The organism is Roseateles albus, assembly GCF_028595345.1.
Lineage (GTDB): Bacteria > Pseudomonadota > Gammaproteobacteria > Burkholderiales > Burkholderiaceae_C > Paucibacter_A > Paucibacter_A albus.
Map to the genome: position 1 here is coordinate 14,198 of NZ_JAQQXT010000003.1, position 23,142 is coordinate 37,339.

Consider the following 23,142-nt stretch of genomic DNA (forward strand, 5'->3'; position numbering starts at 1 on the left):
ATGACGTTTCCTGTCCCTTCAGTTCGCCACCTCGCTGGCCTGAGCCTTGTGTTGATCTTGGCGGCATGTGCAGCGCCGGCGCTGCGCGAATCGGATGCGCTGCTGCAGCGCGGCGAACACGAAGCCGCCTGGCGCATGTTGCGCGATGCCAGCGCGGCCGCGCCGCAAGACATGTCACTGAGACTGGCCTACGCGCGCCAGACCGAACGCAGTTTGCTCGCGCTGGCCACGCAGGCGGAGACGGCCCGCGCTGTGGGTCAACTCGACCTGGCCGAAGCGCTGGTGCAGCGCATGGAGATGGTCGATGCCCAGTCGCCTCGCACCAAGGGCCTGCGGCAGTCCATTCAGCGTGCTCGCTTGCATGAAGCTCAGGTGCGTCAAGCCAGTCAGCAGCTGCAGGCCGGGCAGCTGGACCAGGCGCGCGCCACCGTGCAGCAAGTACTGGCCGAAGACCCCGGCCAATCTGGCGCGCTGGCGCTGAATCAGCAGCTGCGGCAGAAATATGCGCCGCCGCCGCTGCCTTCTGCCCTGGCTGCAGCTTTTCAAAAGCCGATCAGCCTGGAGTTTCGCGATGCGCCATTGCGCACCGTGTTCGAGGCGATGGGGCGAGGCGCCGGCGTCAACTTTGTGTTTGACAAGGAGGTGCGCGGCGACGCGAAGGTCACGATTTATCTCAAGGAAGTCACGCTGGACGAAGCGATGCGGGTGATCCTGTCCACGCAGCAGCTCGAGCGCAAACTGCTGAACGACAAATCGGTGCTGATTTACCCCAACACCCAAGCCAAGCAGCGCGAGCATCAGGAACTGGTGACGCGCAGCTTTTACCTCAATAACGCCGACGTCAAGCAGGCTCAGGCTTTGGTGCGCATGATGGCCAAGACGCGCGATATCTTCATCGACGAGCGGCTCAATCTGCTGGTGGCCCGCGACACGCCGGAGGTGATCGCGATGATAGAGCAGCTGATTGCAGGTCTTGATTTACCCGAGCCCGAGGTGATGCTGGACGTCGAGGTGCTGGAGATCGAGACCAACCGGGACGATCAGTTCGGCCTGCAATGGCCTTCTGAAGTTAACTACGGACTGCCGGGTGTGAGTGGCTTGGTCGAGTTAGGTCAGCGCAGCGCTTTTCGCAGCATGGTGGCCAACCCGGTGCTGACAGCCAAGCTCAAGGGCGGTACCGGCGCCAGCAATGTGTTGGCCAACCCCAAGCTACGCGCTCGCAACAAAGAAAAAGCCAAGATCCAGATTGGCGACAAGGTGCCGGTGTTCACCAGCACATCGACTGCCAATGTGGGCGTGTCCACTTCGGTGACCTATATCGATGTGGGCTTGACGCTGGAGGTGGAGCCCAGCATCCAGCTCGACAACGAGGTGGTGATGAAGGTCAACCTCGAGGTCAGCAACCTTGGCCTCAAGGAAAGTTCGGGCGGTGCCCAGCCGACCAGCGCCTACCGCATCGGCTCGCGCAAGGCCAGCACCTCGCTGCGCCTTCGGGACGGCGAGACGCAGGTCTTGGCCGGCCTGATCAGCGATGAAGACCGCAAGAGCATCAGCGGCCTGCCTTACTTGTCCGAGGCGCCGCTGCTGGGCCGCTTGTTCGGCGTGCAGGGCGATAACCGCAAAAAGAGCGAGATCGTGCTGCTGATCACGCCGCGTGTTCTGCGTAACCTGAACCTGCCGGAAGCCAGCCGCACGGTGCTGGCCTCGGGTTTCGATGCCAACCCGGGCGCCGAGGGCGCGCGCCTGCGGCCGGCCGCAGCGGTGGCACTGCCGATGGCGGGCTCGGGTGGGGTGATGGGCATCAATGCCACTTCACCAAATTCACTGGCTCTTTCGCCAGCGGGGCAGGTTTATGGTCAAGTCCCGCCTGGCACCCCCGTTTCCCAAGCTGAACTTGAAATTCAAACCACCGGCAATACTTCGGTTGGCGACACCCTGTCGGTGACGCTATACAACGCATCGTCGGTCAAGTTGCGTGGCGAAATGCGTTTCGATGTTAGTGTTTTTATGCAGGCCGAAGCCGCAGTGCCAGGTAGTGTTGCATCCAACGGCTTGATTGAATTTGAGTTGGCGGGTAGCGGCGAGAGGGTCGTCGTGCTGAGGGCTCGCCCAGGAACAGCGGGCAATCAATCCAATATTGAATTGAGTAACTTGGTTGCCATCAGCCCACAGGGCGAGACCTTGCCGGTTCGCGTAAACGGAAACACCAGTGTTTCGGTCACCGACAACTAGAACAAAGCCGCACATACGCGGCTTTACCCTGGTCGAAATGTTGGCCGTGGTGACCATCGTCGGCATCCTGGCGGCTGCCGCCCAGCCGCTCAGCGTCTGGATGAACAAGCGCCATAAAGAAGGCGAGTTGCGCCAGGGGCTGCGCACGCTGCGGCTGGCGCTGGATGCTTACAAGCAGGCGAGCGTGAACGGGCAGATCGTGGTGGCGGCCGATGCCAGCGGCTACCCGCCGAATCTGAATGCCTTGGTCGAGGGTGTGCCCGATGCCAAAGATCCCAAGGGCCGCAAGATCTACTTTCTGCGCCGCCTGCCGCGTGACCCTCTGGCCGACCCAGGCTTACCGGCGGCGCGCTCCTGGGGCTTGCGCAGTTATGACAGCCCGGCCGATGCACCGCAGCCCGGCCGCGATGTATTCGATGTCTACTCCCAGGCCAGCGGCATCGGCTTGGACGGCACGCGCTACCGCGACTGGTGATCTGCAGCATGACCCATCGACGCATCAGCCCTGCGCAGGCAGGCAAAGGTTTCACCCTGATCGAGCTGATCGTGGTGATGGCCATCGTTGCCTTGCTGGCCAGCATTGCCGCGCCGCGCTACTTTGCCAGCGTTGACCGCGCGCGTGCCAATAGCTTGCGCACTTCGCTGCAAGTGATGCGTGGCGCGATCGATCATTTCGTCGCCGACAAAGCCCGCTATCCAGAGTCTCTGCAAGAGTTGGTCGATGCGCGCTATCTGCGTCAAATTCCCGAAGACCCGCTGACCAGCAGCGCATCGACCTGGATCGCGCTGACGCCGCCGCCCGAGGCGGAGACGCTCGGCCAAGTGTTCGATGTGCGCAGCGGCAAGGCCGGCCGTGCGCCGGATGGGAGCTTGTATGCGGATTGGTAAAGGGAAGCCTGCAACAAACCGCGGCTTCACCTATTTGTGGCTGTTGTTCGTGGTGGCCTTGGGTGGTGTGGCCTTGGCGAGCCTGGGCCAGCGTCAGCAAACCGTGCAGCAGCGCGAGCGCGAGGCCGAACTGCGCTTTCGCGGCGAGGCGATTGCCAGGGCCATTGAAAGTTATGTTCGTTCTAGCCCGGGTGATACCAAGGCCTTGCCGCAGCGGCTAGAAGAACTGCTGGAGGACAGGCGCAGCGGCACGGTGCGGCGACATTTGCGCCGCCTCTACCTTGACCCCTTTACCGGTCGTGCCGACTGGGCGCTGATTCAAGGACAGCTGGCGTTGAAACCTGCGGCACAGAACGGCGCCGTCGACGAAAGTGAACAGCTTTTGCACAAGCGGCCGGAGTTCGGCGCGGCACCGGGCATCACTCCCAACCCTGCGCTTGGCAGCGTCACGATCAGCGCCGAGCAAGGCGCAGCGCTGGCCAGCGGCATCGTCGGCGTCAGCAGTCGTTCGCGCGCGCTGTTGCTGGCCACCGACGCTTTGCCCAATGGAGTTGGCGCTGGATTCGCGCCAAGCAGCGCAGGGCCCAAGGCTTCAAAACCGAGGGTGTCCCAGCTGCAGTTTCTCGCCGCGAGTGATGTTGTGCAGTCGGAATGAGCCGAAATGATCCGAACGGCTCATATCCATTTGTATTTTTAAACACCCGGTCATCTGGCCTCACTAAAGTCCACCCGCAGCCAAGTGCTGTTGGTCCAAGGTTCTTTCTATCCCCCGTCGCGCCTATGTCAACCCCACCATGCACAACTCTGAAATGAATGACGCTGTGCTGCTGAGCAACAGCCATATTGAAGCCATTGTGCGTGCGGCCGAGCAGTCTTTGGACGTGCGGCGCCGCTACCAGTTTTTTGTCTGGACGCAAAGCAATCTGCAACTGCTGATCCCGCACCAGGTCGCCATCTGTGGCGCCTATCAGCGTGCGCAGCGAGAGCTGGTGTTCGATGCCTTCAACAACGTCACGATCGCCGACGAAGTGCTGCTGAGCCTGACCGCGCCGCGCTGTGTGCTGATGCAGCAGTTGCAAGGCCTGTGGCTGGAAGCGCGTTGCAAGCCGGTTCGAGTGACGGTCGAGCAGTTGGAGGGTCAGGCCTTGCAGCCGCAGTTGGCCGGCTTGCGCGCGGCCGGCATCCTCGAATTGCTGGTGCACGGCGTGTCGCGCCCGCAGCGGCCCAGCGAGATTGAGAGCTTCTTTGTATTTGCACTGCAAAACGCCAAGCTAACGCCGCAGCACAGCAGCTATCTGGAGCTGATGATGCCGCATATTCACGCCACTTGGCAGCGCGTGCAAGTGGTCGAACGCGAGGTTAATACCGCGCCGCAGCCAACCCCCGTCAACGGTGCACGCCAGTCCGGCATCACCGAGCGCGAACGGCAGATTCTGTCCTGGCTGCGTGAGGGCATGAGTAATCAGCAGGTCGGCGAGGTCTTGGGCATCAGCGCGCTGACGGTCAAAAACCATGTGCAAAAAATCCTGCGCAAGCTCAACGCCGCCAACCGCGCGCAGGCGGTTGCGCGGGCCATGTCGATGAATTTGCTGGACCGCGCGCCCGTGGAACAGGTCAAACCTGCGGCAGTGGCTGTTAGCGCAGCGGCGGTCATTTGAAATTTCTTCTTGTTGTTTTTCGCCAGGGCCGACCCCCTGAACTAGGGGGGTCTCGGTTCAATCCATGCATCTACCTAGTCCGATCGGACCGTGAATTACTACCGAAGCTGCGTCATGTTGTCACAGGCGCAGGTCAAACTTCGGGTTGTACCTGAGGGCGCAGCTCTCAACTCGTTCTTTGTTTTTGGGGTCACTCGACCCAGGCGCCCAAAGTCACCGCCAAACACAAGCTTGCTTCTAGTCCCCCAAGTAGAAGAAAGCATGAGTTTCAGGGGAGGCAGTACAGGCGTAGCGAGTTGGCCCGGGGTGGTCTCGGTGCTGGCTCCAAGGCTCTGTAAGTTGTTTTACAGAAATTGACCTGTTTCCTAACGGAGAAAATTATGCAATTCAAGAAAATCGGTTTGGCCGCATTGGCTGCAGCCTCGTTCACTCCTGCATTCGCGACTATCGCCACCGGCTGGGGCGCCGCGACAGGTGATGCCGAGTTGGTGTTCATTGCCTATAACGACAAAGGTTCGTTCACCAAGGATCTGGGCATCACGACCAACCAGTTCCTTGTTCAAGGTCTCAACGTGAGCGTGCTGGGCAGCGAGTACAGCCGCTTCCAAGCGCTGGGCGGCACAGGCACGGTCTGGTCTTTGCAAGCGACCAACCAAAACGACTTTGGTGCCAATCCCTTTGAAATCAACACTTGGATCACCAAGAACAGCAGCCAAGTTGCCGGCAACCTGACCAACGCGCTGTTCAACAACGCGTCGCAAAATTTGGCTGGTTTCTTCGCTCAATCAGACCTGTCGGCCAATAACGCTGGCATCGGTCTTGATGCAGGTGTGAACAACATCGAGTGGACAGGTTTGGTTGGCACCGAAGACTACGCCAATGGCTACACCAACCTTGGCAATACCTACGGTGCGAGCAGCGCTGTTGGTGAAGCCGCCGACATCGTTTACCTGACAAGCTCGGGCCCATTTGCTAGCTCAAAGGTTCTCGTTGTTCCGTTCACAACGGTCCAGGTCAATTTTGACGGGTCGACCATTACTGCTGCAGCGACTCTGGCTCCAATTCCAGAGCCAAGCACCTACGCCATGTTGATGGCCGGCCTGGTTGGTCTGGGCTTTGTTGCTCGCCGCCGCCAAGCCTAAGGTCTAAGCCTGGCTCGAGGGCCAGGCCTCCTTGAAAGAGACGCCCAAGCTGCAGTAGCAATGCAGCAGCTTGAGGCGTAGCTACGCCCAAAATTTAAATATTGATAGGTCTCACATGAACATCATTCGCACATCAGCCATCGCAATGGCTTGTTTGGCCGCCATTGGTTCAGCCCACGCGTTGACCCCTAGCGAAGTCGTCGCCGCGCGCACCGCTGGCACCTTGAAAGAAATCAAGATCACTGGCGCGTCCGCCCTGCGTTTGGCTTTGGGTGGCTTCATCCAGGCTGACTTGGCCGACGTTTACCCTGCCGGTCACCCTAAGGCCGGCCAGCCTTCGTTGGACGTGTTCTACAACGACGCCGCAGGCGCAAATCACCGTGCCTACTCCTTCTTGCTGAAGACTGCCGTCGGCGGCTGGCCAGTCGGTACACCAGTTTTGATCACTAAGCGTGACCAAGGCGGTTCCGGCCAAGGCGTTGGCCCGCTGATCACGGCCGATGCGACCCAGTTGCACATGAAGGTCGATGCAACTTGCACCACACCAGCGGGTAGCGTTTCGCCAGCAACCGACATCCAAAAACCCGGTTTCCTGTGCGCAGGCACGGTTGCTGGGATGGCCGACGCTGGTCTGTCCGACGTCGAACCCTCGTTGCTGGAAAACAGCATCAACGCCGGCTTGGGTCGCTCGGTTGCTAATCTGGATTCCGTTGGCTTTGTGCAGAATATCTTCGGCGTCGCCGTCAACAAGAATCTGTACCTGGCTTTGCAAAAAACCCAGGGTTTGGTTCCAGTGACTGCAACTGCCATCGACGAATCTGCTGCCAAGCAGCCTAGCCTGCCTATCCCGTTTGTGCGTGGTGTCTTGACCGGCCAACTCCAAGGTAGCACCACTGCCAAGAAGGGCTGGAATCTGGTTGTCGACGCTACGGCTGACGCCAACGCCGTGAACAAAAAAGTTAACGTCTGCCGCCGCGCCGCCAGCTCGGGCACGCAAGCTGCGTCAAACGCATTCTTTGCCCAAAATCCATGTGGCGGCGGTGACAAGTATCCCGTGGCTGGCCCGGCACTTTCCACTGGCGGTACTACTGGCGTCTTGGGTGCCCTCGGGTCAGCCGCTTACAAGGCTGATACCAGCACTGGCGGGGTTGAAACCTGCCTGGGCACGACAGTGCAGAACATCGTCGGCGCTTATGGCTTGGCTGTGATTGGTCGTGAGAATAACCCAACCCCTAACGTCAATGGCGTTGTGGGCGACAAGGGCTACCGTTATGTCAAGCTGAATAACGTCGCTCCTGAGCGTGCCAACGTTGTCGATGGTTCTTACGAGTTCGTGTATGAGTCCACGATGCAATGGGCCAAGAGTGGTGCAAACGCACCGGCCGGCGACAAGCTGACCTTGCTGCAACTGTTGCGCAATAACATGGGCAAAGCCGCTGTTTTGTCTGGTTTGGATGTTGACTTCCAAGCCGGCCTGGCCGCTGTGCCTGCCAGCTTCACTGGTGCTTGGGCTGATCTGCCAAAAGCCACTCGCGACTTCACTTCGCACTCCTCGCGCAAGTCCGCTGCTTCTTGTACTGCAGTGACGACCCAGTATTGATGGTCGTTGGCTAGATCAACTGCCGCACCAGCTCAGTTGATCTGAATCCAGGGGCGAGCGGAAGCCTGGCTTTTTGCTCGCCCCTTTTTGCCGTCATTGAGGTCATAGACGATGACTCCAACGACAAGTTGGGTGCTGTGGTCGCGGAATGCTAAGCCCACATCTGAACGACTGTTTGAATGAATGACTGACTGATTTTTTTGATTGCCTGATCGAGTTGCCGACCATGAAAAAACCTGTTCAACCCCTGCTTCGCGCCACAACCCTGAGTCTGGCAATCCTGGTGCCCAGTGCCTCACATGCACTGATTTCTGGTGATGGCACCTCCGAATCCGGCGTCTTTCCGGAGTTGGTGCTGGTGGTGTTTGATCCGGTCAAAAGAGTTTCCTATACCAAGGACCTGGGTTTGCTTGTAGCGCCTGCCAAGGCCTGGGACGAGGGCGTCCCCGTGCTTGATCCCGCCAAGAATTTCTTTGTTCAGGCCCAACAGGACGGTGGCTACCAAAAATTTTTCGACCCGCTTAATACGGACCCAAATTTCCAAGCATTTCTCAACAAATCAACCGAGTCTGTCAATCAGGTATGGGGTGTCTATGCCGGCTACGGAGTTGGTGTGATCGGTTTTGTGCCCACCAATTTTTATACCACGCTGAGAGTCGACGACAGCACGGGTGGTCCAGGGAAGCTGGTCAACCCTGAATACACTGCGCTGACGAAGTATAAAAATGGCGTTGCGGCAAATGCCGCTTTGAATTGGGTTAGCTATGTGGCCGACTTGAACCTTGGCGGCTCTCAAAACCCGAACAATAGTCATGGCAACATTGATACGGCACATGAGCAAGCAAACTACGATTTGCAGGGTTCAAGTTTCGATCTCGAAAGTTCGAACAGTTACGCCGGACTCTTTTTCTCACCCTCGGGTGAGCCGAGCAATCCTGGTGGGACGCTCGGCACCTTCAATCCTGTCGGCAGTTCGTCGTGGTTCTATAGCTTGAAGCCGTCAAGCGAAACCGCGAACGGCGTTGTTGATATCGACGAATTCGACAATCTGAGTCATGACGGATATTGGGGTTTGGCCACTGTCAAGGACGAAAGTACAGGCGGCACTCAATACATCCTTAGTTTCACCTTGGAAGCGCATTTGACCCCTACATTTTCGGCGTTAGGCCAGCAGCGCCGCAACTTGACCGATTTCTCCGCCCTTTATGGTGGCGCGCGCGTGTTGGCGGCCTCGAAAGATGAGTTCGCAGGCTGGACACCGAGCAAGACACTCGATGTCAGCCCGGTGCCAGAGCCTTCGACCTATGGACTTTTTGCCCTTGGCCTGTTGTCCTTGGGGTTGCGCGCTAGGCGCCAGCAAGTCTGATAGTTATCGCCGCTATTCACTCCCCCTGTACTGCGGGGGTTTCTAGCGAGCCGGCATGAGCCGAACGGCTCATGCCTTTCACAACCGATTCACCGGCCCTGGTGACACTGCGTCCATGGAACTTTTTCACAAGATCCGCGCCCAAACTTGGGCGCGGCTTTATTTTCGGCGCGGCTTTTCTGTCGCCATGCTGCCGCTGGCTGGCTTAGCCATCGGCTTAGCATCATCTGCGCCTGCGTTGGCCCAGCCCGCTGTAGAGGGCGCAACGGCTCCGGCTGCAGCAGCCATTACGGCGCCAAAGTTCGATATCTTCGAGTTCGAAATCGAAGGCAATTCCCGCCTCAGCGAGATGCAGATCGAGGCCGCGGTATTGCCTTTTCTGGGGCCGCAACTCGGCATGGCCGAGGTCGAGGCGGCCCGAGCGGCGCTGGAGAAGGCCTACCAGATGGCGGGTTATTTGACTGTGTTTGTCGACGTGCCCGAACAGCGGGTGGATGGCGGCGTGATTCGTTTGACGGTGTTGGAAGGTCGCGTGGGCGCCATGTATGTGACCGGTTCGCAGTATTACGCGCAAGGCCGTATTCGCGCCGCAGTGATCGAGCTGGCGCCGGGCCAGGTGCCTAACTTCAATACCGTGCAGCAGCAGATCGCCTCGGTCAGCCGTGGCGAAGAGAGGCGCGTGCAGCCGGTGCTGCGGCCGGGCCGCGTGCCGGGCACTGTCGAGGCGGAGTTGAAGGTCGAAGACAAATTGCCGCTGGGCGGCAGCGTCGAGATTAGCAATGCGGCGGCAGCCAACACCGATCCGGTACGCATGGCGGTCAATCTGCATTACGACAATTTTTTGCAGCGCGACCATGTGGTCTCGCTCAGCCTAATGGGCGCTCCGCTTAGCCCGAGAGAGTCCCGCGTGCTGGTGTTCAACTACACCGCGCCCTTGGCTGGCGGCGACAGCCTGACTTTCAGCGCGATTGATTCGAGCAGCGATCTGGAGTCACTGGGTGGCACGCGCGTGCTCGGCCGCGGCACCACGCTTGGTTTTCGATATGGCATGAACCGCTCCTTGGCTGAATCGGTGCATTCCATGAGTCTGGGCTTTGATTACAAGAACCTGACCGAAGATGTGCGCACCAGCGGCGGCGTGATCGCATCGCCGCTGCAGTACATGCCCTTGCAAGTGGGCTACAACGGCGCCTGGTGGGGTGAGGCACTGCAACAGCAACTCAGCGTGACGGCGGTGCTAGGCCTGCGGCCGCTGCTGCAAAAGACCCGCGACGACTGCCAGTTGCTGGACGGCAGCTTTGGTCAAGCCGATCAATTCGCCTGCAAGCGGCGCGGCGCCGATGGCGGGTTTGCTACGCTGCGCGGAGATTGGCGTGCGACACAGCGCTTTGCCTCTTCCGAGCTCGGCCTGCGCTTGAGTGGCCAGTTAGCCAATCAGGCGCTGACTAGCGCCGAACAATTCTCTGTCGGTGGCGCCGATACGGTACGGGGTTATGACGAGGGAGCGGTCGCTGGTGATCGCGGCCTTTTGGCTTCGCTGGAGCTGCGCAGCCGCAATCTGGCACCTGGCCTTTTGGCGGTCTTTGAAGGCGCCACGCTGCCTGCCTTCAGCGAGATCGTGTTCTACGGCTTTGCCGACGCCGCGCAGGTGAATCTGTTCAACCCCGAACCCGGTCAGCAAGGGCGCACCCCGCTGCTGGGCACGGGCTTGGGTTTTCGTTTGGCGGTGCAGCCTGGCCTGAGCCTGAACTTCGACTGGGCGCAGCGCCGCAAGCCGGTACCGAGCAATCCGGTCGCGTCTTCCGAGCATGTGCATGTGCGGGCCGGCCTGCGCTTCTGAGCGGATCGCGCCAAGACCCGCCTGAACACCCGCGCCTTTTGAATCCAACGCTTCGATAGCAGTAACAGACACCCGCCATGGCCTCCATTCTCATCACGACACCGAACCACAAGTCCGCGCCGGCTGCGGCGCGTAGTCGCGCTTTGGGCCGGTGGATGCTGCATCCCTTGGTGGCGGCCTTGTCGGCGGCCTTGCCGCTGAACGCGCAAACAGCGCCGGCCATTAATGCGGTGCCCAAGGCCGTGCCGGGCACGAGCTTGCAGGGTTGGCGCGTCAATGGTAGCGGTCAAGCTGCCTTGCCCACGGCAATCCCCAATGCCGTTGGCGGGCTGGATATGCGTATCCAGCAAGACAGCCAACGGGCGATTTACAAATGGCAGAGCTTTGATGTTGGTGCGGCCAGTTCGGTCACCTTCGACATGGCGCAGCCGGGGGCCAGTGCCCTCAACCGCGTCAGCGGCGGCAACCCGAGCCAGATCTTCGGCAAGCTCAGGGCCACCAATGGTGGCGAGTTGTTGATTTACAACCCGAACGGCATTCTGTTCGGCAGCGGCGCCAGCGTGGATGTGGGCAGCTTGCTGGCCACCACGCTGGGCCCGAAGAACGCGGACTATTTGAACGGCTTTGTCGGCAATATCACCGGCGGCTCGGCGGCGTTTCGCTACGACAGCGCAGACGGCGCGCCTTATGTCGCCAGCTCCAGCTTTGTTCGTGTCGAGCCTGGCGCCGAGTTGAAGACCGCCGAGGGCGGCCGCATTTTCTTGTTCGCCAAACAAGTCGAGAACAAGGGAAGCTTGACCGCGCCCGGAGGCCAGGTGGTCTTGGCCGGCGGCGCCGAGGTTTATTACAAGCAGCCCAAGGACGAGGCGGTTTATGCCTCCGAGGTCAATACCAATGTGCCGGCCTTGCGCGGCTTGCTGGTCGAGGTGGGCAAGGCTGGCATGAGCGGCCCGGATGCTGCTGGTGCCGCGATCAACAATACCGGTGGCGTGATCAACACGCCACGCGGCAACACCACGCTGGTCGGCATGGCAGTTAATCAGTCCGGCCGAATCAGCGCCAGCACAAGCGTCAGCCAGAACGGCTCCATCATGCTGCTGGCCCAGGGGGACGCGCTCGATGCAGCCGGCGACAACATCAGTACCGGCGACCCGCGCTATAAGCGCGCGTCGAACAGCGGAAATTTGCTCCTGGGCTCCGGCAGCCGCACCGAGATCTTGGCGGACGGCCTGGGCGCCGACGGCAAGCCCCTGCTGTCGGACGATAACGCGACCTTTGTACGTTCGCGCCTCGATTTGGCCGGCGCAGATATCAACATCGCCCAAGGTGCCGAGATCGTTGCACCCGGCGCAATAGCGCAACTGCAGGCGCTAAAGACTCCCAACTATGTGGCCGGCTTGGTGGACAGGCAGCGCCTGGACCTGAGCGGTCAAAGTGGGCGCATCGTCATCGACGCAGGTGCCCGCATCGATGTCTCCGGCACCCGCGACACTGAATTAAGCGTGGCCCGCAACTTCGTCACCACCGAGCTGCTGGGCAGCAATGATTTGAAAGATGCGCCACTGCAAAAAGAAGGCCTGCTGTACCGCAACAAGGTGACGCTGGACATCCGCCAAAGCTCGTCCATCCTGGGCGACCTGGAAAGCTATCGCAAGGGCGTGCAGCGCAGCGCCAGCGAGCGCCTGGCCAGCGGCGGTAGCCTGCGTTTGCTGGCTGGCGAGGGTGTCTACAGCCATGCCACGTCGATGCTGTCGGTGGCCGGTGGACAGGTGAGTTATGCGGCCGCCGAGGTGCGCCCGACGTTGGTGTTTGGCAGCAACGGCCAAGCCTACACGATGAACAATGCGCCCAAGGAACTGTTGTACACGGGCATCAGCAATGCCGGCGTCAACAAGGTCAAGTACGATCGCTGGGGTCCGGTGGTGACTTATGGCAGCTTGTTGTCGGCTCAAGCTGAGGCAGGCTATCTGGAGGGCCGCGCGGCCGGCAGCTTGACCATCATTGCCCCCCACGTGACGCTGGACGGCGGCCTGGCGGGCGGCACGGTGCTGGGGCGTCGGCAGGCGGCCAGCCTGGATGCATTGGCGGCGGCAGGGCAATTGCGTCTGGGTGCCTTTAAGCATGTAAGTGACTTCGGAGACGGCAGCTATGACGGCGCGATTCTTGAGCGTTTTGTGCTGGGCGGCAGTGCCGCTCGGCTGAGCGAGTCGCAATGGGCTGATCTGCGCAGCAATTTGCAAGCGCCTCTGATTTCGCCGTCAGGTTTGTCAGCCTCTCGTCTGATGGCCTCGAACTTCGGCGATGTGGTGGTGGTGGCAAAGCAGGATGTCAGCCTGAGCGATAACCTGACCCTGGCGGCTGGGGCCAAGCTGAGCTTGCTGTCCGAACAAGGCTTGGTCAAGGCGGGTGCGGACGTGCGGGCGCCGGCGGGTTCTCTGACGCTGCGCAGTCTTGGCGGTGTAGTCGAAGTCGCGCCGTCGATCAAGCTCGATGTGTCGGGGCTGTGGGTCAATGCTGCGCACGATTCGCAGGCGCCGCTACAAGGTTTGACCGGTGGCATCCTGACGCTGCAGTCTGGCAGCTCGGTCACGTTGGGCCAAGGCGCGGTGCTGGATGTGTCCGGCGGGGCCTTGATGACCGGCGCGCTCAAGCTGGGTGATTGCTCCGCCGATCGTATTTGCGGCGCTGCGGCCGGGGCCATTGTGCTGAGCAGCGGTGTGGCGAGCTTTACCGAGGATGCAGCTTCGCGTCGGCTGGATTTGAGCAATGCGGCGCTGCGCGGCTATTCAATGACGCAGGGCGGCAGCTTGAGTTTGGTGGCTGCTTCGGTGCAACTGACTGACGGCGTTAGCAGCAAGCCCGACGCAAATCTGCAGCTTGGCAGCGAGTTCTTCAGCCAGGGCGGGTTTCAAAACTACACGCTAGATGGCCGCAGCTTTCTGACCATCGCCGGCGGCTTTCAACTCAAACCGCAATTGCAGCTTTGGCAGGCCTCCGCTGCGACCCGCGTGGCGGCCAGCACGGCGGACAGCGCCAAGGTGCAAGCGCTGATGCAGGCCGGCTCGCAGACCACCGGCTTCGCCAAACCTGTCAACATCAGTTTGGCCTCCAGTGGACTCGGCGTCGCCCGTCCGGAAGGGCAGCTGAATATGGCCACTGGCAGCGCCATCTCGCTGGCCCCGACGGCCAAGCTGAACTTGGCTGCAGGCACGAGCCTGATGGTGGACGGCAGCCTGACGGCCCCCGGCGGCCAAGTCAATCTGCGCCTGAGCCGCAACACCAATGTCCAGGACGTCAACACCCCCCGCTATTTGTGGTTGGGTGGCAATAGCCGCATCGATGTGGCCGGCCAGCGGCAAATGCAGCCCAGCAACGACGGGCTCTTGCAGGGTCGAGTTTTGCCCGGCGGCAGCGTCAACCTGGAGGTCGCAGGCAGCTTGGCCTCAAGCCTTGTCTGGCAGAGCGGCGGAAAGATCGATATCAGCGGTGCGGTGGGAGAACTGGACCTCAAGCAACGCGTGGCGGGCAGCGAGCAGCTAACGCGGCAGACCGTCGCCAGTGGCGCCGGCAGCCTGACAGTGCGTGCCAATCAGGACTTGTTGCTGGAAGGGGACTTGCGAGCTTTTGCCGGCGCCAAAGATCAGGCCGGCGGCAAAGTGTCTGTGCGGCTTGAGCTCGGCACGCTCACCGGCAACACCGATCAGTTGCCGCCGCTGCGCGAGTTGCGCGTGGGCCAGCAACAGACCCAAATCGCTGCCAATCTCAGCCCCGAGCAGTTGAAGGGAGCGACCGAGTTGAAGGGCAGGGCGCTTCTATCGGCCGCCGCCTTGCAAGCGTCGGGGGCGGACGAACTGAGCCTGAGCGCGCGTGAACGTATCGCCGTCGATGGCGGCGTTAGCCTGAATCTGGCGCGCGCCATCAGTTTGGATGCGCCTGTGGTGGCCATGTCTGGCGACACTGCGGCCAGTTTGTCTGCCTCCGATCTGGTTTGGGCCAATACCCAGGCGATCGTGGAAGCCACTGCAGGCAAGCGACCGTTGCCGCAAGCCAGCACAGGTGCGTCCAAGCTGACATTGCAGGCCAGCGAGCGTCTGCTTTTGGACGGCGAACTGGTCACCCAAGGTCTGGGCAATTTGAGCCTGCTCAGCGGCGGTGATCTGCTGCTGCAGAGCCATAGCTACAAACAAGGTTTGCTGTTCGGCAGCTTGACGACCTTGGCCGATGTGCGCCTGAACGCAGCGCAAATCTTCCCCGCTACAGATACCCAATTCCAGTTGTCTGCCAGCGGCCACAGTATTGAATTTGGCCTGCAAGGCACAACCACGCCTGCCGCTCCCTGGAGCGCAGGCGGCTCGCTGCTGGCACAGGCTGACACGATTGCGCAGGGCGGGCGCTTGCGCGCGCCCGCCGGCCGCATCGAGTTGCAAGGCGCCAAGAGCGTTGGTTTGCTCAGCGGCAGTGAGACCAGCGTCAGCGCCGCCGGCCAAGACTTGCTGTTCGGCAATTGGTCGGGTGAGAAATGGTTTGCACCAGGTGCCGAGTCGGCCGTGCTGACGGCCAGCGCCACGCCGGCCAAGTCGCTGGTGTTGAGCTCGGCTCAAGGCAAGGTTCGGGTTGACGCCGGCGCCAAGCTTGATTTGAGCGGCGGCGGCAGCTTGCAGGCCTGGCAGTTTGTGCCCGGCCCCGGAGGCTCTACAGACGTGTTTAGCGGCATTGACGGCGCTTTTGCCATCGTGCCGGCCGTCGCCAGCGGCGGCCACGCCGACGTCAAACTGACAGAAGCATCCACAGCGCCAAGTTCTGGACGCCAGATCACGATCGGCACCGGCGGCCCGGTTCCTGCCGGGACTTACACCCTCTTGCCGGCTCGTTATGCCTTGCTGGACGGCGCGTTCTTGCTGCGCCCTGCCGCAGCGGGTACGCCGCTGGCGCTGGGCACGGCGCTCAAGCGTGATGACGGCACGGTGCTGGTGGGTGCGAAGTTAGGTGTAGCCGGCACGCAAGTGCTGGACGCTCAAAGCAGCACCTGGCAAGTCCTGACCCCCGCGCAGGCGCGCAAGGCCAGCGAGATCCGCATGGCCGAGGCCGACTCATTCTTCAGCGCCTTGGCAGCCAAGCAGGACCGCGCCACACCGGCGATGAGCCGCGACGCTGGCAGCCTGGTGGTGACCGCTCAGCGGGTTGACTTGCAAGGGGCGATGCGCTTTGACGCGGCCAAGAACAAGGCAGGCTTGCAAGGCAGCGGCGGGGCGGCGTTCTTCGCTGCCGATCGTATCCAGGTCGGCGGCACGCCGTCGGCGCAGGACGTTGACATGCTGTGGCTGAGCCCGGCACAACTGTCCGACCTCGGCGTGCAAAGCCTGGTGCTGGGTGCCGCACCGGCCAGTTTGAGCGAGCCGCTCAAGCTGAACGTTCGCAGCAGCACGGTCAAAATTTCGAGCGACGCCACCCAGCCGCTGCGCACGCAGTCGCTGCTCTTGCTGGCCAAGGACAGTTTGAGTTTGGGCCAGGGCGCCACCATCAGCGCTTTTGTACCCGAGGGCCCAGCTTCCTCTAATTCATCCGCAGGCCAGGATTGGCGCGTTGCTGGTGACGGTGCGGCCATTTTGCTGAGCGGCAATGCCGCCACTGGCATGACGCGCAGCGAGGCCAAGCGCGAGATCGGTAGCCTCAGCATCGCCGATGGCGTGAGCTTAACTGCGAGCTCTGGCAGCCTGCTGCTCGATGCCACCTTCTCCAGCAGCTTCGGCAGCGGCGTGAACCTGGCTGCATCGCACATCGGCATTGGCGCACCGCGCATCCAGATTGGCGGCACTGCCGCCGTGGTCAGCGACAGCCTGCTGTTGGACGGCGCTCTGTTGACCAAGGTCAGCCGCGCAGATCAACTCATGCTGCGCAGCTATTCCAGCATCGACTTGTTGGCCGGCGCCAGCCTGGGTTCGGCCAGCCTGGGTCAGCTGAGCCTGGATACACCGCTGCTGCAAGTGTTAGGCGATTCCAATGCCGGAGCTGGCCGCGTGCAAGCGGCCAGTCTGGTGCTGGGCAATAGCACGGGCCTGCTGGCGCCCGCACCGGTCGAAACAGCGCAAGGCAAGCTGTTGCTGACCGCTGGCGACAGCATCGTGGCCAGCAAGGACCGCGGCAACGTGATGCTGGCCGCAGGCGAGCAACGTTGGCATGTCGCGCAGGCTGAAGTGTCGGCCGAGCGCGCCTTGCTGCTCAGTGGCAAGAGCCGCCTGAACGTGGACGGTGAATTGCTGGTGCGCACGCCCGTGCTGAAGGCCAGCGTGCTGGCCGATGCCGATTGGCAGGTGCGCGGTGCTGCTAGCCTGTTGACTCATCCCGCGCAGCCGAGCGTGAGCCTTTCGGCGGCCGACGCCGTTGTGGCCAGCCGTTTGGCCATCAAGGCTGCATCGCTGGGCCTGAATACCTTGATTGATTTGCCGGCGGGGCAGCTGAGCCTGCAGGCGACTGGGCAAGACGCCGATGTGGTTTTTGACAACTCGGCGCGGGTGAATGTGGCCGGCCGCAGTGTGGCCATAGGCACGGCGCCTAACGCACCGGTGGCGCAAGTGGCCGCAGGCAGCCTGACGGTTCGCAGCGAGCATGGTGATATCGAAATGCGCGCCGGTGCGCTGTTTGATTTGTCGGGCTCAGGACGTGAAATTGGCGCCGAGGGCGGCGATGCCGGGCGGCTCGAGCTGAGTGCGCCGGAGGGTGGCTTGACTCTGCGCGGTGAGCTGAGCGCGGCGGCGGGTTCTGCCAAGCGTGGTGGCAGTTTGAGTCTGGATAGCAGCGTCGCGCTGGATATGGCGGACTTGAGTCAGGCTTTGAAGCAGGCCGGCAACTACGCCTTTGCCGAAAGCATTGCGGTGCGCAATCGCGTTGGTGCTCAGATCCTTCCCGCAGCGGCAAGCTTTAGCGCCCAGCGCATTGCGCTGACGACGGATGGCGGGGCCTTGACGGTTGCCGGTAGCCTGAGCAATGCATCTGCCGCCGAGGCGGGCTATATCGCCCTCAATGCCCGAGATGACATCACCGTCCTGGCAGGTGCCAAGCTGAGCGCCAAGGGAGGCGAGGGTGGCACGGTCAGCCTGAACAGCCAGCAAGGCTGGCTGAATTTGCAGGCCGGCAGCATTGATGTGTCCAATGCTGCCGGCCAGACCGGCAGCGGTGAACTCTTGTTGCGCGCCGCACGCCAGGGACAGGATGTGCGGGTCTCGGCAATCCAATCCAGTTTGACCGGTGTCAGTCGCGTCGACGTTGAGGCCTTCAAGGTCTATGACGGCGTCAAGCAGTTGTATGACGGCGTTGCGCCAACAGCTGCGCCGACCCTCGCGCCCACTTTGGTACCTACGGCGGGGCCGACCAAGGCGCCTACTGCGGGACCGACACTGGCGCCAACGTCAGGGCCGACCAAAGAACCCACAACTCCGCCAACGGCGCCGTCCGACGGTAATGGCGCAACGACCGGCAACGAAAAGCCACCGGTGTCGCCAACGCCCCCGCCCGGCCTGTCCGCTCAGCCCAGCGATGCCGGTGTCCCCGGCTCGGGCGACCAGCCCTCGTCGGGAACGCCAGGAACGACCAAGGATACCAAGCCGCCGCCCGCACCTACCGGGCCGACGGTGTCGCCCACTGCCTCACCTACGGCTGTGCCGACCGTTGCACCTACGGCTGCGCCGACCGCTGCGCCTACGGCTGCGCCGACCGCTGCGCCTACGGCTGCGCCGACCGCTGCGCCTACGGCTGCGCCGACCGCTGCGCCTACGGCTGCGCCGACCGCTGCGCCTACGGCTGCGCCTACGGCTGCGCCGACCGCTGCGCCTACGGCTGCGCCGACCGCTGCGCCTACGGCTGCGCCTACGGCTGCGCCGACCGCTGCGCCTACGGCTGCGCCTACGGCTGCGCCCACCAACCCCTCTGCCGGCAATGGCGGTACGACTGGTACCGTGAAGCCCCCGGCGCCGCCCACCGGGCCAACTGTTGCGCCCACCGCAGGCCCAACTGCTGCACCAACCGCCGCACCAACCGCCGCACCAACCGCGAGCCCAACGATCGCTCCGACAGTGGCGCCAACTGTGCAACCGACCGCTGCACCGACGACCGCCCCAACGGTCGTGCCGACCTCGACCCCAACAGTCGCCCCGACGGTTTCACCCACGGTCGCACCAACCATTGCTCCGACGGCTGCACCCACCAACCCCTCGGCCGGCAATGGCGGTACGACGGGCACCGTGAAGCCGCCGGCACCGCCGACTGGGCCCTCGACCGGGCCAACTGTGGCGCCAACCAGCGCACCGACCGATCCCTCGGCGGGCAATGGGGGCACGACCGGCACCGTCAAGCCGCCGGCACCACCCACCCAACCGTCCGTCGCGCCAACCGGCGGCCCGACGGTGGCTCCTACTGCGACCCCAACCGTCGCACCGACGGCGACGCCAACGGTAAGCCCGACGGTCGCTCCAACGGCCGTCCCAACGGTGACTCCGACTGTTTCACCCACGGTCGCACCGACGATTGCCCCAACCGTTGCACCAACGGTGGCACCTACCCTGAGTCCCACCGTGGCGCCGACTGTTCAACCCACCGTGCAACCAACCACGCCACCGGCCGATCCAGCAATGCTGGCTCTCAGCCAGGTCGTGGCCGACAACCGCGCCTTCATGGGCACCGACAACGGCAGCGCCGAAACAATTGCTGCCCGACTCAGCAATGGCAACACCGACCTGAAGCGCATCTTGCTGGTGCGCCCCGGCGCCGAGATCCGTGGGGCCGAGGACCTAAAGCTGCAAAGCAACTGGGCCATGCCAGTGTTGAGCAAGGCGCAGGTTCAACAGGCGCCACATGCCGGCGAGGCGGCGATCACGTTGCGGGCGGCCGGAGATCTGTTCCTTCAGGCAGATTTGAGCACTGGCCTGCGGCCCTCGCCGATTGAGGGTCAGGACTTGATTGGCACCTCTGAACGCGCCGGCGCAATCCGCCTAGTGGCCGGCGCCGATTTGAGCAGCGCCGACCCGATGGCAATCCAGGCCCTGGACTCGCAGGCGCAAGCCAAGGGCTCGCTCTTCATTGGCCAGACTTCCGGCGCGGCGGTCAAGCTGCGCAGCACGGTCGGGCGCATTTCACTCGCGGCTGCGGGTGATATTCAGTTGTTGAACCCTGGCGCTACCGTGCTGAGTCTGGGCGCGCCGGTCGGCGTGCTGGACGTGGTGGTCGAACCCACCGATCCGACAAGCCCCGAACTGTCACCGTCCGATGCGGGCGCCGAGGGCTTGGCCGCAGTCGGTTCGCTATTGCGCGCGCAGGCCGCCGCTAACGCCGTTATCTTGGCCGAGGGCGACGCTACTGAGCCCTCGACCGGCAATGGCAACAGCACGGGCAATGTGAAGCCCCCCGCGCCTCCGACTGTACCGGGGCAGACGGCGGAGCCCACGACGACGCCGACACCCGGGCCAACCCAGTCACCGACCGTGGCGCCCACCCCTAGCCCAACAGCGCCGCCAGTCGTCATCGACCCCTTGCCGGTCACGACCCATCAATTCATCCTCGAAGGTATCAGTCAAGATCTGGGCAGCAGCGGTGTCAGTCCCTTCACCCAGGGTGGGCGAGGCATCACCTTGCAGGCTGGGCGCGATATCAAGGGTGCGGCTCCGGTGGAGTCGCAGCGCTATGTCAGCGATTGGCTGTGGCGTGCCCGTAGCAGCGATGTGAACCGAGCCTGGTTTGCCCGCGCCGACAAGTTCCAGCAGGGCTTTGCGACGCTGGGTGGCGGCAATATCAGGGCCGAGGCGGGCCGTGATGTCTCGCAATTGCGCGTGGCTGCTGCAAGCAGCGGCTACGCCGGTTTGTCGGCCGATGCTGCTGCTGCGATGAAAGCTGCAGGCACGACAGCGATCAACCAGCAGTTCGGCGGCGGCTCCGTCTCCGTACTGGCTGGGCGCGACGTGATCAGCGGGCAGTTCATGGCGGCGCGGCAAGGCCTGGATTTGAAGGCGGGCGGCGTGGTGCGCAGCGACACCGCGCTCAGCACCAATCTGGATCCCGGATTGCAATTGATTTATCAGGACGGCCAGGTGCGGGTGCAGACTGGCGGCAATGCGACCGTGGCCAGCGTGCGCAACTTTGCATATGCCTATATCAACCCCGACAACAATTTGGGCCGCGACCTGAGCCTGCCGGCGCTTGATTTCAACGCGAGCTTGTTCTTGCAAAGCGCCGGCGGATCGATTAACTATCTGGGTGCCGATCAGGTGCGGGCAACCGGGGTCAGAGGCAATGAAGTGTCCTATGTATTGCCGGCTGATCTGCGCATCTTGGCGCCAAAAGGCTTGGTCAATATGGGCACGTCGCTGCAATGGAGCGCGGCAGCCGATCCTGGCAAGGCCCGCACTGTACTTGCGGCCGAGCAAGACTTGGATTTGGGCCGATTTGAGGTGTTGGCCTTGGCGGCTCAGCCTGGGCAGGCTGCCATAACCGGCTCTGACATGCTCAGCTTGGCACTGGGTTTGCAAGAGGCGCGCACCTTCATTCGCGATACAAATCGGTTGGCAACTTTGGATCAGAGCAATCGAGTTCCTGTCCAACTGGTCTCGGGTGGCGGCGATGTGAGGGTTGACAGTGTGCTGGTATCGGCGCGGCCGTTGGAGCTGACGGCAGGTCGGGATGTACGGTTTGCCCAGTCCGGTCAGGTCTCAATTCAACACCAACCGGCTGCTACGGGGATGGCACAGGAAAGCTCGGTCATCAAGGCAGGCCGTGATCTGGCCTTCAGCAGCAGCAACTCCACCGCCGGCATCAACATCGCTGGCCCAGGTGAACTCTTGGTGCTGGCAGGTCGCGACATCGACTTAGGGGGCGGTGCCGGCATCGTCGCCAATGGCAATCTTGCCAATAGCGTCTTGCTGCCCGCGCAGGGCAGCAATGTGACCGTGGTGGCTGGCCTGCGAGAAGACGGCGCCGACTACCTCGCGGCCACTCAGCAGGGCTTCCATGTGCTGGGTGCATCCGGCTTGACCGGCAAACAGGGCTTGGCCTTCAAGTTGCTCGGCGGGACAGAGGCTGATTTCGATCGCCTGAGCAGCTCTGCTCAAATGGACGCACTGCGCGGGCTGCTCGGCGATGCGCGTATGGACGCTGCGCTGGTGAGTTATGTACGCGGTTTGCCGGCGCGCTCCAATGCGGCCGAACAGCGCTTGCGTATGGCTAACTTGCTGGGCAAGCCGGTTGCCGATGCGGCAGTGGATACGGCCTTGAAAGACGTTGTCAGCTTGGTCGAGCCCGCCTGGTCAAGCCTCAGTGCGGCCCAGGCGCTCAAGTTCAGCGTCGAGCTGAGCGAGGCGCAGCGCGCGTATGCGGTCAATCGGGTCTTGCTCGCCCAGCTCAGCGCCCTGCCGGCATCCAAGCGAACTGCGCTCTTGCAAGCTCTGGGTGATCCGGCGCAACTGAAGGCCTTGGCCAGCTATGTGCAGACCAACACCGGGGAGGCCTTGACCATCGCGCCCGAGCAGGCCTTGGCACGCTTTGAGGCCTTGCCTGTCGAACGGCAGATGCCATGGCTGAATAGCGTCCTGATGGCTGAATTGCGCTCGGCCGGCCGGGCGGCCTTGCAACTCGATGGTGACGAGCGATGGAGCCGTTATGGCAGTGCCTATATGGCGATCGACATCTTGCTGCCTCAGGATAGGCCTAAGGCACAGATCTTGATGTCGTCCAGCCAGATCAAGACCATGCAAAAGGCCGACATCACCGTCATCAATCCGGGCGGTGGTGCGGTGGCCGGTGACTTGGTGGCCAAATCGGTCAAGGCCGGCGGCAAGAGCGCCACCGATCTGGGCTTGGTCACGGTCAGCGGGGGCGATATCAACACGGTGGTGGCCGGCAACTTCGAGGTCAACTCATCGCGTGTCTTCACGCTCGCCAAGGGCAATGTCTTGATGTGGTCCTCGGCCGGCAATATCGACGCGGGCCGTGGTGCCAAGACCGTCAGCGGTGCTCCCGCGCCGGTTCTGCGCCTGGACGCCGAAGGCCGCCTGGTGTTTGACACCTCCGGCTCCTTCAGCGGCAGCGGCATTGCCGTCTTGAGCACCGGCAGCGATCTCGACTTGCATGCGCCGACCGGCGAAATCAATGCCGGCGAGGCGGGCATTCGCTCCAAGGGCAATGCCTTCCTCGGTGCCGAGCGTCTGGTCAATGCGAATGACATCAAGGTCGACGGCGCGCGTTCTGGCGCCGCGCCCGAAGTGGTGGCGGCCGCTCCCATCACGGTGCCGGCGAGCGACGCGGTGACCAATGCCGCCTCCGGCCTCAACAGCGCGGAGAAGGACGACGACGAGAAGAAGCGCCGCCGTAGCCGCCGCAGCCTTTTGCTGGAGTTCCTCGGTTTCGGCAATAGCTGAGCCTGCCCAGATTCACAC

10 protein-coding genes are annotated in these 23,142 nt (G+C 62.5%); all 10 read left to right on the top strand.

Annotated elements, in window-relative coordinates; genetic code table 11:
• The 10 genes from PRZ03_RS05415 (at position 1) to PRZ03_RS05460 (ending at position 23,124) form a co-directional block, all read left to right on the top strand.
• Positions 1-2,232, top strand: a complete 2,232-nt coding sequence (locus tag PRZ03_RS05415; RefSeq protein WP_273599366.1) for a secretin N-terminal domain-containing protein — start codon at positions 1-3, stop codon at positions 2,230-2,232.
• The gene (locus PRZ03_RS05420; protein WP_273599367.1) at positions 2,210-2,707 is read left to right on the top strand and encodes a type II secretion system protein; all 498 of its coding nucleotides are present in this window, start codon (positions 2,210-2,212) and stop codon (positions 2,705-2,707) included. Before PRZ03_RS05415 ends, PRZ03_RS05420 begins: the two co-directional genes overlap by 23 nt.
• Positions 2,708-2,715: 8 nt before the next feature.
• Positions 2,716-3,120: a type II secretion system protein gene (locus PRZ03_RS05425; protein ID WP_273599368.1), complete on the top strand. Its 405-nt coding sequence runs from the start codon at positions 2,716-2,718 to the stop codon at positions 3,118-3,120.
• Positions 3,107-3,775 (top strand): type II secretion system protein, encoded by a 669-nt coding sequence (locus tag PRZ03_RS05430; protein WP_273599369.1) that lies wholly within the window; start codon positions 3,107-3,109, stop codon positions 3,773-3,775. The genes PRZ03_RS05425 and PRZ03_RS05430 overlap by 14 nt, the downstream gene beginning before the upstream one ends.
• A gap of 139 nt (positions 3,776-3,914) precedes the next feature.
• Entirely contained in the window at positions 3,915-4,778 is an 864-nt protein-coding gene (gene epsA / locus PRZ03_RS05435; protein WP_273599370.1) for an XrtB/PEP-CTERM-associated transcriptional regulator EpsA, read from the top strand.
• A 401-nt stretch (positions 4,779-5,179) separates the two neighbouring features.
• Complete coding sequence (locus PRZ03_RS05440) at positions 5,180-5,920, top strand: PEP-CTERM sorting domain-containing protein (protein ID WP_273599371.1); 741 nt, start codon at positions 5,180-5,182, stop codon at positions 5,918-5,920.
• A gap of 115 nt (positions 5,921-6,035) precedes the next feature.
• Complete coding sequence (locus PRZ03_RS05445; RefSeq protein WP_273599372.1) at positions 6,036-7,520, top strand: hypothetical protein; 1,485 nt, start codon at positions 6,036-6,038, stop codon at positions 7,518-7,520.
• Positions 7,521-7,746: 226 nt separating this feature from the next.
• Positions 7,747-8,886, top strand: coding sequence for a PEP-CTERM sorting domain-containing protein (locus PRZ03_RS05450; RefSeq protein WP_273599373.1), 1,140 nt, complete (start codon positions 7,747-7,749; stop codon positions 8,884-8,886).
• Positions 8,887-9,001: 115 nt separating this feature from the next.
• A complete protein-coding gene (locus tag PRZ03_RS05455; RefSeq protein WP_273599374.1) occupies positions 9,002-10,726 on the top strand; it encodes a ShlB/FhaC/HecB family hemolysin secretion/activation protein in 1,725 nt (574 codons plus the stop codon).
• A 77-nt stretch (positions 10,727-10,803) separates the two neighbouring features.
• On the top strand, positions 10,804-23,124 hold the full coding sequence (locus PRZ03_RS05460; protein ID WP_273599375.1) for a filamentous haemagglutinin family protein: 12,321 nt from the start codon (positions 10,804-10,806) through the stop codon (positions 23,122-23,124).
• Positions 23,125-23,142: the final 18 nt, after the last annotated feature.

Excerpts from the sequence above, each read along its gene's own strand:
- PRZ03_RS05445 (WP_273599372.1), top strand. The coding sequence starts at position 6,036 with ATGAACATCATTCGCACATCAGCCATCGCAATGGCTTGTTTGGCCGCC.
- PRZ03_RS05460 (WP_273599375.1), top strand. The coding sequence starts at position 10,804 with ATGGCCTCCATTCTCATCACGACACCGAACCACAAGTCCGCGCCGGCT.
- PRZ03_RS05430 (WP_273599369.1), top strand. The coding sequence starts at position 3,107 with ATGCGGATTGGTAAAGGGAAGCCTGCAACAAACCGCGGCTTCACCTAT.
- epsA (WP_273599370.1), top strand. The coding sequence starts at position 3,915 with ATGCACAACTCTGAAATGAATGACGCTGTGCTGCTGAGCAACAGCCAT.
- PRZ03_RS05450 (WP_273599373.1), top strand. The coding sequence starts at position 7,747 with ATGAAAAAACCTGTTCAACCCCTGCTTCGCGCCACAACCCTGAGTCTG.
- PRZ03_RS05415 (WP_273599366.1), top strand. The coding sequence starts at position 1 with ATGACGTTTCCTGTCCCTTCAGTTCGCCACCTCGCTGGCCTGAGCCTT.
- PRZ03_RS05455 (WP_273599374.1), top strand. The coding sequence starts at position 9,002 with ATGGAACTTTTTCACAAGATCCGCGCCCAAACTTGGGCGCGGCTTTAT.
- PRZ03_RS05425 (WP_273599368.1), top strand. The coding sequence starts at position 2,716 with ATGACCCATCGACGCATCAGCCCTGCGCAGGCAGGCAAAGGTTTCACC.